This window comes from Microbulbifer maximicatervae (SeqCode), assembly GCF_052467615.1.
The window spans coordinates 4,294,835-4,307,893 of the sequence record NZ_CP174319.1; the positions used below are offsets into that span (position 1 = coordinate 4,294,835).

Annotated in this window: 13 protein-coding genes; 11 read left to right on the forward strand and 2 right to left on the reverse strand. The window is 51.1% G+C overall.

The genetic code is table 11. From position 1 onward, the window contains the following. The first annotated feature begins 71 nt into the window (after nt 1-71). From ACJJIM_RS18880 to ACJJIM_RS18930, 11 genes are all read left to right on the forward strand, one after another. Nucleotides 72-1,643, forward strand: a complete 1,572-nt coding sequence (locus tag ACJJIM_RS18880; protein WP_413663678.1) for a hypothetical protein — start codon at nt 72-74, stop codon at nt 1,641-1,643. A gap of 12 nt (nt 1,644-1,655) precedes the next feature. Next, the gene (locus ACJJIM_RS18885; protein ID WP_444911732.1) at nt 1,656-2,654 is read left to right on the forward strand and encodes an FAD:protein FMN transferase; all 999 of its coding nucleotides are present in this window, start codon (nt 1,656-1,658) and stop codon (nt 2,652-2,654) included. 116 nt (nt 2,655-2,770) lie between these two features. Beyond that, nucleotides 2,771-3,295: an AraC family transcriptional regulator gene (locus tag ACJJIM_RS18890; RefSeq protein WP_413663680.1), complete on the forward strand. Its 525-nt coding sequence runs from the start codon at nt 2,771-2,773 to the stop codon at nt 3,293-3,295. 6 nt (nt 3,296-3,301) lie between these two features. Continuing rightward, nucleotides 3,302-5,272: a hypothetical protein gene (locus ACJJIM_RS18895; protein WP_444911733.1), complete on the forward strand. Its 1,971-nt coding sequence runs from the start codon at nt 3,302-3,304 to the stop codon at nt 5,270-5,272. Further along, nucleotides 5,265-8,129 (forward strand): tetratricopeptide repeat protein, encoded by a 2,865-nt coding sequence (locus tag ACJJIM_RS18900; RefSeq protein WP_444911734.1) that lies wholly within the window; start codon nt 5,265-5,267, stop codon nt 8,127-8,129. Before ACJJIM_RS18895 ends, ACJJIM_RS18900 begins: the two co-directional genes overlap by 8 nt. Further along, nucleotides 8,116-8,763 carry a tetratricopeptide repeat protein gene (locus ACJJIM_RS18905; RefSeq protein ID WP_444911735.1) on the forward strand — a complete coding sequence of 216 codons (648 nt, stop codon included), beginning with the start codon at nt 8,116-8,118 and terminating at the stop codon, nt 8,761-8,763. The genes ACJJIM_RS18900 and ACJJIM_RS18905 overlap by 14 nt, the downstream gene beginning before the upstream one ends. Before the next feature lie 2 nt (nt 8,764-8,765). Continuing rightward, the gene (locus ACJJIM_RS18910; RefSeq protein WP_413663684.1) at nt 8,766-9,035 is read left to right on the forward strand and encodes a hypothetical protein; all 270 of its coding nucleotides are present in this window, start codon (nt 8,766-8,768) and stop codon (nt 9,033-9,035) included. A 192-nt stretch (nt 9,036-9,227) separates the two neighbouring features. Continuing rightward, nucleotides 9,228-9,893, forward strand: coding sequence for a MotA/TolQ/ExbB proton channel family protein (locus ACJJIM_RS18915; RefSeq protein ID WP_108734861.1), 666 nt, complete (start codon nt 9,228-9,230; stop codon nt 9,891-9,893). Between the two features lie 11 nt (nt 9,894-9,904). Continuing rightward, a complete protein-coding gene (locus ACJJIM_RS18920) occupies nt 9,905-10,417 on the forward strand; it encodes a biopolymer transporter ExbD (protein WP_413663685.1) in 513 nt (170 codons plus the stop codon). Nucleotides 10,418-10,429: 12 nt separating this feature from the next. Continuing rightward, a complete protein-coding gene (locus ACJJIM_RS18925) occupies nt 10,430-10,951 on the forward strand; it encodes an ExbD/TolR family protein (RefSeq protein ID WP_413663686.1) in 522 nt (173 codons plus the stop codon). 1 nt (nt 10,952) lies between these two features. Then, nucleotides 10,953-11,945, forward strand: coding sequence for an AgmX/PglI C-terminal domain-containing protein (locus ACJJIM_RS18930; protein ID WP_413663687.1), 993 nt, complete (start codon nt 10,953-10,955; stop codon nt 11,943-11,945). Nucleotides 11,946-12,043: 98 nt separating this feature from the next. Here the strand turns inward: ACJJIM_RS18930 and ACJJIM_RS18935 are convergent, their stop codons facing one another. Further along, nucleotides 12,044-12,421 (reverse strand): DUF2237 family protein, encoded by a 378-nt coding sequence (locus tag ACJJIM_RS18935; RefSeq protein WP_413663688.1) that lies wholly within the window; start codon nt 12,419-12,421, stop codon nt 12,044-12,046. After that, on the reverse strand, nt 12,412-13,035 hold the full coding sequence (locus tag ACJJIM_RS18940) for a DUF2939 domain-containing protein (protein WP_444911736.1): 624 nt from the start codon (nt 13,033-13,035) through the stop codon (nt 12,412-12,414). Before ACJJIM_RS18940 ends, ACJJIM_RS18935 begins: the two co-directional genes overlap by 10 nt. Nucleotides 13,036-13,059 lie beyond the last annotated feature (24 nt).

The following is a 13,059-nucleotide window of genomic DNA, read 5'->3' on the forward strand; positions in this document are numbered from 1 at the left end:
GCAAAACTTTCGCCGGTAGAGCCCCTCCACAATAAAGAGCCGGCACACCGAAAACTATATCCGGGAATATTATGAGCAAGAAAAAACACTTTGATCTGGACCAGCCCCTACGGCACCCGGACCACCACCGCCCGGTAACACGCCGCGACTTTCTCGCTCAAGGCTTCCGAGCGGGCATGGGAACAGTGCTGGGCGGCTCTGTCTTCAGCTTGTTTGCCAATCCCCGCAGTGCCCATGCAGCCCTTTCCTCGGACCTGGAAGCACTGCGAAAAACCAATGGCGGCCCCTGTGACGTCAGTGCATTCGGTGCCGGTAAAATTCCTTTTATTTGTTTCGATCTCGCCGGCGGCGCCAATATCGCAGGCTCCAATGTGCTGGTAGGTAAAGAGGGCGGACAAATGGATTTTCTCGGCACAGCCGGCTACAACAAGCAAGGCCTCCCCGGGGACATGGTTCCCTCCCTCGGTGATGAATTTATCAATACTGACCTGGGTCTCGCCTTCCATAGTGACAGCGGCATGTTGCGAGGCATTCTGGAAAAAATCGCTGCTGGCACAGCATCGGCGACCAACGGTGCGGTTATTCCCGCTCGCTCGGAAAATGACACCGGCAACAACCCACACAATCCCATGTACGGTATTAACCAGGCGGGAGCCAATGGTTCCCTACTGGCCCTGATCGGCTCCAGCTCCAGTGATTCCGGTGGCAACTCCATGGCTCCTTCCGCCATGATCAACCCCGAAGTTCGCCCCACCAAAGTGGATCGCTCTTCCGACGTTACTGGCCTTGTAGATGTAGGAGACCTGGTGGGGCTGCTCAGTCAGGAGGACACTGTCGCAGTGATGGAGTCCATGTACCGCATCTCCGAAGCGAAACTCAGCAACGTAAATACTAAAGTCAGCACCGATGCAGTCATTAAAGACCTGGTGCGTTGCGGCTATATGAAAAGTGCTGACCTGGCTGATCGCTTTGGCAACCCTGCCGATTTAAATCCCGAATCCGATCCTGATATCGTCGGGCCATCCGGTGTTTTTACCAGTTCAGAATTGAGTGGAGACAGAGAGTTCCAAAAGACCGCCTCAGTGATGAAGCTGGTCGTCAATGGATATGCCGGTGCAGGCACTATTACCATGGGTGGCTATGACTACCATACCGGCGACCGCGCCACAGGAGAGATTCGCGATTTGCGCGCTGGGCGCTGTATTGGCGCTTGCCTGGAGTATGCCGCCCGCCGCAACCAGCCCCTGATGATTTACGTTTTTAGTGATGGTTCCGTTTTCTCCAACGGAATGCTGGACGACTCGGTAGAAGGCCGTGGCAAAGGCGTCTGGACTGGCGATGATCAACAGACAGCCGCCTCATTTTTCCTGGTATACAACCCGGCGGGCCGACCACAATTACTCGGTGGCACGGCGGACGAACAGGCGATCCACCAGCAACTCGGCTATATGCGCAGCTCCGGTGATGTAGAAACAACATCCACCCCCGCCGCTAACAACGTCAATTTATTGGTGGAAACTGTAGTACTCAACTATATGGCCCTGCACGGGGAGCAAGGTAATTTCTCAACCTTATTTCCGAATCACGGTCTCGGCGATAGTAACTTACAAGACAGTATGACTGCCTTCGCCCCCATTATTTAACTTGGATAAGTGATGTTCCGCTTTTTTAAATTGCTATTACTGTGTAGTGCCACACTTTGCGCAATTCCTTCGATGGCCGAATGGCACTACGCTGAACGTGCAATTATGGGAACTCAGGTTCGCCTACAACTTTGGCACGAGGACGGCATTGAAGCCGAGCACCTTATTGAAGAGGTCATGGCAGAGTTTCATCGACTTGACGATCAGCTCTCGCCCTATAAGGAAAACAGTGAACTATCACTCGTTAACCGCACAGCTGGCCGGGGAAACGTCAATATTTCTAAAGAGCTCACCAACCTGATTGATAAATCCCTTTGGTTTAGTCAGCTCACCGACGGTGCATTCGATATCAGCTACGCCACCCTGGGCAAGCACTATGATTTTCGCCAGCAGAAACAGGCAGACGCCCAGCTAACGGACTCGTTGTTAGAAGCGTTGAATTACCGTCACTTAAAACTGAATAAAAAGGCCAATACACTCCGTTTTGGCCACGAAAACACAAAAATAGATTTAGGGGGAATTGCCAAAGGCTATGCGGTTGATCGGGCAATTGAGATCCTCAAGCAGGCAGACATTTGCTGCGCCAGTGTCAGTGCCGGTGGCGATTCACGCATGCTGGGAGATAAACAGGGGCAACCCTGGTTAGTGGGTATTCGCCACCCCCGTGAAAAAAGTAAGAATGCTGCGGTTATCCCCCTGCGTGATATTGCTATCTCTACCTCAGGTGATTACGAGCGTTATTTTATTGATGAGCAGCAGGATAGAGTGCACCATATTTTTAATCCATCCACAGGAAAACCCTCGGAAACTTCTGCAAAAGACACTGATAAGTTGATTAGTGTCAGCATTATTGGCCCCCGCGGCTTTGATACCGACCCCCTTTCTACCAGTGTGTTTGTTCTGGGAAAAGAGAAAGGCTTGGCACTTATTAATCGATTGCCCCAATTTGAAGCAGTAGTTATAGATAGTAACCGGAAGTTGTTTTTCAGTCGCGGTTTGGAGAATCTTTGAGTAATCCGTTTTATCTTCATAGAAAATTTGCCAACAAGATCACATCAGATCGTTGATCCCCTGACATAATTTGCGCCGACCAAAGAATAATGCCAATTCCTATCAAAAGGTCTGCCATGAGACGCCCCTTTCAGTGCTTTATTTTATTTATCGGCCTTTTAGGCTCTGCGTTTGTGCAGGCTCAGGAAAGCGATTTCTCTGCGGAGAAATTGGAAGAATTAAAGCGCGATGTACTTAAATTAAACAGGGATTTATTGATTCTTGAAGAAGATTTGCTCTATCCCGCACAGAGCCAAATCGCCTTTTATGTGTCTATGGATGTAGGCCACTATTTTACTTTGGATGCAGTAAAGCTACACATCGATAACAAGTTAAGTGCAAGTCATCTGTATACGGAGCATCAGCGGGAAGCGTTGATTCGCGGTGGTATTCAACCGCTTTACAAAGGCAACCTAAAATCCGGTGATTACACTATTTCTGCTTTTATAACTGGCCTTGGGCCCGAAGGGCGCGAATACAAGCGGGCAGCCAAGTTGGAATTGAATAAAAGTGATGAGCCCGCCGTTATTGAACTGGTTATCTCAGACAACTCCGGAAAACAACAGCCGGAGTTTGAGTTGGTGCAGTGGCCAACGCCCTGATTAGCCATGTACTACCCATCTTTTACCCGCACCCTATCCCTGGCGCTCATCCTTGCCGCAAGTAACCTTTGCGCTCAGGAAGCTGATACTGTGGCCGAAACAAACGGTCCCAGCAATGAGCAGCGAGCCCCACAAAAATACCAAAGGGCTCAAGACCTGGCTTATGGCGCTACGCTTTACGAGTATTTTCAAGGGAATTACTTTGATGCCCTGAGCACACTGCTGGTTGCTCAACAGCGGGATTCAATTCAAATTCACAGGGATAACGCCGCATTGATAGAGGGCGGGATCAGCCTAGGGTTTGGTTTACATAGACGAGCAGCTGAACTTTTTGAACAGCAGAGTAATGTCGAGGCTGCGCCAAAATATCGCCGCACTGCCTGGTTAAAGCTGGCCGAATTAAATTACCTGAACGGTGATTTTGTCAGCGCAGCAGCACACTTGGAAAAGTCAGGGGTTGCCGAGGAGTCCTCTCTACCTCTCAACTTAGCGCTGCGCAATAAAGACCTCACCACGGCTCAAAAATTACTGGAAACCAGCGATTTATACCCTGCGGAAAAGTTATTGGGACATATCAACTTAGGCGCTGCCTTTGCCAGGTCCGGCCAATTGCCTGCAGCAATTCACGAATATCAAGTCGCTGTTGATTTTGCAGAAACAATTGATATTCCTTCATCTGAAATTCCCATACTCATTGATAAAGCCCATATTGGTATGGGGTACGCCCTGGCTCTTGCAGAGCAACACAGCGCAGCTAAAGAAGCCTTTTCCAGGGTTCGCCTCAACACGCCCTGGGCAACTCGCGCACTCCTGGGAATGGCTTGGTCCTCTATCAATGGTGAGGACTACCAAGCGGGCATAGACGCACTGCAATTTTTACTGGATAAACACCGCTACAGTCCCGCCGCACGGGAAGCGATGGTAGCCCTGCCTTATGGTTACGAAAAACTGGAAAATCGCTCTGTAGCCCTCAGAGCATATCAAAGCGCTGAAGCTTATTACCTGGAAACGCTTACTGAGTTACACCAGTTACAACAAGACCTGGCGACGGAACCGCTGGCCTATGATCCTGTTCAGCGCGAGGCTTGGCGCTATGGCTGGTTACAACTAGCCCAGGCCTCTCCCCTATTGCGCGATAACCAGCACTTTCTGCGGCCAATCCTACAAAGTGACCACTTCCAATTGCGGCTCACCGAACTGCGCGATCTGCAGCAGCTCACCCAGGTCCTACAGACCTGGCAAGATAAACTACCCCAATTTGCTGACCTTATCGAAGAGCGTCACCTGCGCCGTACAACGATTATTGATAACTACAATAGCGCCCAGTTTGACCAGCAGTTGCAGATGGCAACACAGCAATATGATCATTTGAGGGCAGCTCTCGAGCATATTGAACAGGAGCGCGACGCACTCACTTTATTGGCGACCACCGCCACTCGAAATGAACAAAGTGAAACCCTCGAATTACTGGAAATTCTCACCGGCGCTCAAGAACGTCTTAAAAAAATCCAGGACAGCGGCAAAGCCAGCCAACAACAAGCAGAAACCCTGGCGAAAGCCCGGGGGATTTTGCTTTGGCAAGCCAGTGAACAGTATCACGAGAAGTTGTGGCAGCAGCAAAAATCCCTACAACTGCTCGAAGATCAGTTACGCAGGGGGCGGGAACAACGCAAGAAAACAGATACCGAAGCACAGCGAGGGCCACAACTGCGCCAACTAGCCTATCGGGTGGTCACCGCCGGTGACGAAATTCCAGCTCAGCAAGCGGCGATTGGTCGAGCCAGCGAATTGATTGAAGCCGACCTACGCCGAGAAGTTATCGCCCAGCTGGGTAGGGAGCAGCAGCAAATTCACAATTATATGGCCCACACACGCCTGGCTATCGCACGTCTGCAAGACGCTGAAATGCAGGCGATCCCCACAACCTCTCAGGCTGACAGTGACACGGATAATACCGGGGCCGCAGACAATGAATAACGCCCCGCATCCGGCAGCTGTGTTTACCCTGCGCTCCCTGGCTATTGGTATTTGCTGTGCCCTGACAGCTTGTGGCAATCAACCGGTACAAACCCTGGCTGACCTGCCCCGTGCCAACCCGCCCAGCTCTCAGGAAGAGGCACCGCAAAGTCCGCCCGTGCAAACCGCTATCGCGTTGGAAAACCTAGTGCAAAGTTACCGCACAGCACTGCAGAGCCACGCCGATCCCAAGGTTCGGCAACAAATCCATCTGCGCCTGGCTGACTTGGAAATGGAACGACTGGAGCAAAAACAGTCCGACAATCCGGATACCATTGTCGACTACTCCAGCGCGGTCGATTATTACCAAAGTCTCTCTGCCCAGCGCCCGAAAGATGATTACATTCTCTATCGCTTAGCCCGCGCCAGGGCACTGGATGGGGAAATGCCCGCGGCCTTACAGGCATTGGAAAAGATAGCCGGTAGCGCACCGGACTCACCGTTTATCGGCGAAGTCTTATTCCGCCGTGGCGAGGCGGCATTCAACCGCAAAGACTACCCCAGTGCCGCCCGAGATTTCCGTGCATTGCTCAAGCAGGGGCCGAGTCCATTTACGGATAATGCTCGCTATATGCTGGCTTGGTCAGAATTTAAATCGAGCAATTACCGCGCATCCACAGAAATTTTTCTCCAGTCGCTGGATATTTTGCACAGTGAGGAACAGGGGGAGGAACTCCCTGTTGGGCGGCAACGCCTGCGTGAAGACAGCCTGCGCGGGCTCGCATTAAACTTCAGCTACCTGGGAGGTGCTGAAGCCATTGAGTCTTTTAACCTCAATGGAGAGCCACGTCCCTATCAGCACCAGCTATACAGTGCACTCGGTACCTGGTATCGGGAAAAAGAGTTGTTCCGCAATAGTGCCGATACCTTTTTACAATTCGTCAATCACTACCCACAAACCCAGCAAGCCCCACAGCTTCATCTTCTCGCCGTTGCAACCTTGCAAGCGGGGAGACTACATAAGGAAGTTCTGCCCACGAAGCGGGACTTTGTGCGTCGCTATGGTGTGAACAGTGATTACTGGCAAGCAGCAGGTGAAACTCAACAACAGGAGTTGGCCAAAACCCTGCAACCATGGCTGTATGAATTGGCCCAGTTTGACCACGCCCGCGCTCAGGAATTGGCTCAGCAGGTCACAAAACTACCCGCGAATAAGGTGAAAGAACGTCGCCTTGTCAGCGCACAATCACTGGGTGCCTATCGCAGCGCAGCCGCGTTATATCAGGAATACGCGCAGACTTTTCCACAAGATCCACGCACGCCATCCATGGTTTTCCTGATGGCGGAGTGTCTTGAGCAGGCTGCAGATCACCCCGCCGCCTGGCGCGCTTACAGCCAGGTCGCCTGGGAATACCAAGATCCCAAGTATGCTGCCGAAGCCGGCTACGGAGCCATCCTCAGTGCAGCCAGAGTGCATGAACAAACTCCGGATCAAGAGTCGGAACAGAAAATCCTGTGGCTCGATCGCAATATCGAAGCGAGCCTGAAATTTGCACAGAGCTGGCCCCAAGACCCGAGAGCTCTGCCAGTACAGCTGGCCGCTGCCGATAAGTTGTTACAACAATCGCGCTTTGCCGAAGCCATCGCCGCTGCCGAGCACGCCGATCAATGGCAACCGCCAGCCAATAGGCAACAGCAAATAAGTATTGCAATAATACTGGCCCACAGCCATTTTTCCCTGAAGCAATATCCCCAGGCAGAGGCTGCCTATACCCGCGCGCTCGGCTACCAGCCAGACGATAAGCTGCGCAAAGACGCATTGCGCCAATTGCAGTTATCCATCTATCGCCAGGCAGAAATCATTTTGGCCCAGCGCGAGAGTGAGGATGCCGCTCCCAGTGAGGAAGCCCTCAATCACCTGCTGCGTATCCGCGATAGCGGGCGCACAGAGGTTGCGGCCACCGCCCAATATGATGCGATTAATTTTCTTATTCAATTAGGGCAGTGGCAGCGCGCCAGCACAGAACTCGCTGATTTCCGCCAGTTTTATCCCGCGCACACCTTGACGCCGACACTGGCTGCCAAAGCCATCGTTATCTTTGAAGCTCTGGAAATGCCGGCGGCTGCCGCCACAGAATTACTGCAATTAGCCGCTACAGATCCGGATCGGGAAGTTCGCCGTCAATCCCTGTTTATGGCAGCAGAAAACCTGCAAAAAGCCGGTGAATACAACAGGGCTATTGAAAGCTATCGCAACTACAGCAAATTGTGGCCAGAACCCGCCGAGCAACGTCTGGAAGCGCAATTTCAGCTGGTCGAAATCTACGCTCAGACCAAAAAGCCCACTAAGCGGAATTACTGGCTACAACAACTTGCACAGAACTCGCTGCAGTCACCCCGCGGGCGTTACCTGGCCGCTTATTCTCAAAGTGAACTGGCGGAACAAAGTTATGCGAAATTTGCTGAACTGGCACTGCGCTTGCCGTTAAAGACCAGTCTCGCTAATAAAAAGCGGGCCATGCAAACCACCGTGGCGGATTACCGCAAAGTCCTGGAGTTTGGCATCGCAGAATTCACCCCTCAAGCAAACTATCGCCTCGCGGAAGTGTACCGACAGCTCAGCCGTGACCTGATGGACTCACAGCGCCCTAAAAACCTTAACGAGCTGGAATTGGAACAATACGAAATTCTACTGGAGGAACAGGCCTATCCCTTTGAGGAGAAGTCTATAGAGCTTCACGAGGCCAATATCCAGCGCACGGTTGAGGGTATTTACGACGACTGGGTTAAACGCAGCTTCCATTCACTGGGAGAGCTGTTACCCGCACGCTACAAAAAAGAAGAAAAAACCCTGGAGTGGAGTGATGCACTGCACTGAATTTAGCGCCCAGAAATTATCTTCAATCGCACGGTTATTCACTACTGCGCTATTGGTTTTTCTACTCTCTGCATGTAGCGGCCTGCAAAAGACGACATCGCCCGCAGATAGTGACGCCGCGCAACAACTTACAGAGAACCCCTACTTGCGGGATGGTAAAAGAGTACCGCAACAGGCCCGTGCGGCAATGGAACTGGCTCGCCAGAATTTTCAGGCAAATGATTTACCTGCGTCTGAATCGCAACTGCTCCAAATTACTGAAAAGTGGCCGGAGCTCTCTGGAGCCTGGCTTAACCTGGCAATCGTGCAACAGTCCGGCGAGAAATACGAGGAATCCGAGCGCAGCTTTCGCCAGGCTATTGCTGTAAACGATAACAATGTATTTGCCTGGAATCGTCTTGCCGCCCTGATGCGTGACCGGGGGCGGTTCGAAGATGCAGAGCAATACTACAACGCCGCCATAGAGCGTTGGCCACACTATGCCGATGCACACCGCAACCTGGGAATCCTCTACGACCTTTACCTGCAACAACCCGAGCGTGCCCTTCAGCATTATATGGCAGCGCAAGATTCCGGTACTGAACAGGATAAATTGCTCAGTGCATGGATACTCGAGTTGGAGCGGAGACTTTAACAATGAAATTATTTTCTAGCCTCATACTGAGCCTGTCTATCTTTGCATACGGCGCAACAGCAGAGGAAATAACAACGCTGGAGTCCACCGTAATTGGCAGTCAGGAACAACCTAAGGTTTTATATATCATTCCCTGGAAGCAAGCCGACAGTTTACAAAGGCTCGACAGCGTTCTGCCGCAAACTTTCTCCTCTGTATTTGAACATCAGGAATATTCTGAATTTCGGCGGGAAATAAAGCTGTTACAAGCTGAACAGGAAAAAACCGATTAGGCTGGCCCAGCAAAATTAAAAATAATTTTTTGCAGCGTATGGAAGCGGCACTGCTGAATTTATACAGCGAAGACATGGACCGCCGCAGCAGGCTTCAACGTCCCGCGGCCCTCTTTATACACCAAGGGTGGGAACTCAATCGCTCTCCCTTTGCACTACAAATTTATAACTTTATCTGTGGAGAATTAAATCATGGAATTCACTCAAGCGATGCTGCGTTTTTTCCAAAATGGCGGACCCTTCATGTACCCAATTGCAGTGGTCCTGGTTATCGGACTGGCAATGGTAGTAGAGCGCTGGATATTTTTATCACGCGCGCGGAATGCCAATAAAAAGGCGTATCAACAAGTATTGCCCATGTTGCAAAAACGCAGCTATCAAAGTGTCTTGCAGCTGGCCCGAGACAACGATGCAGCAATGGGCCGTATCGCCGCAGCGGGCATCAACACGTTGCAATTTGCCAAGCGCGAGGAAAATATTGCCCTGGCTATTGAGGAAGGGATTCTCGAAGCTGTTCCCCGTCTGGAAAAACGCACCAGTTACTTGGCCACTCTCGCTAATATTGCCACTCTGCTGGGCCTACTCGGCACTATTATGGGTCTGATTGCTGCATTTACTGCAGTAGCCAGTGCCGACCCATCTGAAAAAGCGACCATGCTCTCCACCAGTATTTCCGTAGCGATGAACACTACAGCATTCGGTTTGATTTCTGCCATTCCCCTGCTGTTGTTTAACTCAATGCTACAAAATAAAACCAATGAGATTGTCGATAGTTTGCAAATGGCCGGGGTTAAATTCCTTAATCTGCTGACCATGGGACGCCCACAGAAAGCGGAACAACGCACCGCTAACAGCTAAGGGATACCGCCATGCTGAACATAAATATTCGCCGGCGTGGATATGAGGAAGCGGAACTCGATATCACCTCGTTTATGAGTTTGATGACCATTTTGGTTCCTGTGCTACTGCTAAATATGGTGTTTTCCCATATCTCCGTGCTCAAGCTGAACCTGCCGGGTATCAGCGATGGAAGTTCCAGCAGTGTGGAGGAAAATCACCAGCTCGAACTCGTTTTGCGCACGCAGTATGTCGATATCAATTATCCCGCTGGGCAGCGGGTTAAACGCATCCCACACGAAGAAAACTCACCGGATTTCGCCACGATATCTATCGTTTTACAGCAGATAAAACGGCAGTTGCGAGAAAAATCTATCGACAAAGATGATCTGGTGATCCTGTCAGAAAAGGGAACGCCTTACAAAACTCTGGTCGCCGCCATGGATACTGCACGCAGCTACCGGGCTGTAGTGGCCGCATCTGTTGTTGATGCAGAACTGTTCCCCCAGATATCTCTCGGCGATGCACCGGAGCAGACAAAATAGCGGGGCCAAACTATGAAGATAAATGCAGCCGCAAAACTGCAAGAGCGCAGGCAAAGGCAAAAAAAGCAGCAGTCAAAACTGAACCTGGTATCACTGATGGATATCTTCACCATCCTGGTATTTTTCCTTCTGGTGAACTCAACCAGTGATGTTCAGGTTCTGCAGACTGATAAAACCATAAAACTGCCCAAGTCCACCTCACAACAGAAACCCGAGGTGACTACTGTAGTGCGGGTCAACAATAAACAGCTGTTTGTCGGGGACCGATTTATCGCCAGCATCGATGACATCGATCCCAGCGCAGAGAATATTGAAGCCCTGGTAACAGAGCTTAAATACCGTGCTGAACGAGCGGGAGAGCTGAGCGAAGCCCAGAAAACTCTGGGCCGAGCAGTGACTATTTTAGGTGATGAACAAGTTCCCTATGAGTTGCTGAAGCAGATCATGCACACCTGCGCAGCCGCAGACTTCCGCGATATGTCTTTCGCCGTAGAACAAACAGCGCCGGAAGATCCCTCGGGGGTGGAATCCTGATATGAGTACAGCAACCATTAGTTACGCCCCCTGGCAACTACAGGAAACAGTGCTTCCCTGGTCCGCCTCAAGAGAGGAGGATCAGCGCTTTATCAAATTGCTGCGCGGTGGCCTGATAGCCCTGGCCATCAGTGGCATTGCCGTTGCACTGGCGCCAGTACCCGAACTCACCCGGGAACAGGCCGAAAGGGTGCCACCACAGCTGGCCAAAGTGATTCTGGAAAAAAAGGAATTGCCAAAACCCAAGCCAAAGCCGAAACCCAAAGAGCAAAAGAAGCCCGAGGAAAAGAAAAAGCCCGAAGAGAAACCCAAAAAGAAAGCGGAAACACCCGACAAGCCCAAGCCTGTGGAGAAGCCGCGCAAGGTTGAAAATCCCCCGGTTGCCAAGGTACAGCAGGCCCGGGAGAAAGCGGCCAATAGCGGTCTGAATGCACTCGCCGATGATCTGCTGGATATGCGCGAGAGTTTTAATACATCGGATATTAGCCGGGGCCAGCTCAGCTCGGGGAATGCTACTGCCACTAAAATAGAACGCAGTATGATCGCGGATAAGTCAAAAGCCTCCAGTGGCGGCGTTGCCGCCGGTAGAGTAAGTCGGGATACCGGTGGTGTCTCACTGGCCGGACGTGAGAACACCCGAGTACAAAGTACCCAGGCAACGGGTTCAGCCAAAGAAGCGGTGGCCAAGGCCCGAGGGCAAAAATCCATACGTACCGACGATTCCATTCGCAGTGTTATGGAAGCCAATAAAGAGGCCATTATTGGAATCTATAATCGCGCGCTGCGCAGGGACCCAACTCTGCAGGGAAGACTCACCGTACAGTTGGTGATCGCACCGAATGGTGCTATCGCGTCGATCAAACTGGTAGAGAGCGAGCTCAATAACCCGGCACTTGAACGCAAGTTGCTGGCGAGAATCCGCATGATCAATTTTGGTTCTGCCAACGTTGAGAGTACTACCAAGAACTACTCAATCGACTTCCTGCCTTCTTAAGTTTCGATAGCTATCTTGTTTGTAGCGTGGCGACACAGGGACGTGCCGCCATTTGAAGGGCGTTAATAGGTGGGCAAGAAGCTGATCCACCCAATCAACTAAAGCAAATCCAGCGCATAGCGACGCAATGTTTGCATAGGAATAATTTCCAGTGCCTTCACATGTGTACTCTGTAAAAATACCCGGGGTGCCATATCCAATTTCTCCGCTTCAAGCCAGCGCGCGGCACAGAGACACCAACGATCCCCTTCCTTTAAACCGGGAAAATTAAACTCCTCTACCGGTGTGCTCAAATCATTGCCGCGACTGCGGGAAAACTCCAGGAACTTATCAGTCACGGCAACGCAGACGGTGTGAGAACCGAGATCCTCTTTACAGGTGTTACAGCAGCCATCGCGAAAGAAGCCTGTCTTCGGGTCCAGGCTACAAGGCACCAGTGGATCACCAAAGACGTTGACTGAATTTTCTATCTCCATTCCTGACTCTCTCCACTTCTATCACCAATTAGCTGGATATCCACCAGTTGCCAGCGCAGACCATTACGTTGCATCAACAGGCGCAATTCAGGCCGGCCATGCTCACCATATTCAACACTCAGATGGTTGAGGTCAGTAAAATGCCAGCCCATGCGCCGCCAGGAATCTTCATTCTCTTCCGCTACAGAAGTCTCATTCCCGGAAATATCCGGTGTTTCACTACCCTGTCGATAAATTTCCCGCTGAAATGCCTCCAGATCCTCTCCCCCACGAAGAAGGTCGGCAATGCCCTCAGGAGTAATAAACTGTTGTAACAGTGGATCCATAAAGAAATTTGCACCAGCACTCAGTAATTCATCAAATTCCTGAGGAATAGAATTACTTAGAGAGTTCCTAAGTTGCTGCTGTATGCGGATCTTTAAATTGTCACGTAAAACAGGAAAATCGACATAATGCTCTAACGTGTCGATACTCTCAGTTCTAACCTGCGGCTGATCGGATTTAGCCATTTTCGCCGCACGCTGCAATTGCTCGATAGAATAAAACGGCAAGGCGACATATCCAGCGGTAATCAACACCAAAACCAGACCGCTCATCCACAGTATTTTTTTCATCAATTCTATTCCTTAGTCACTCTC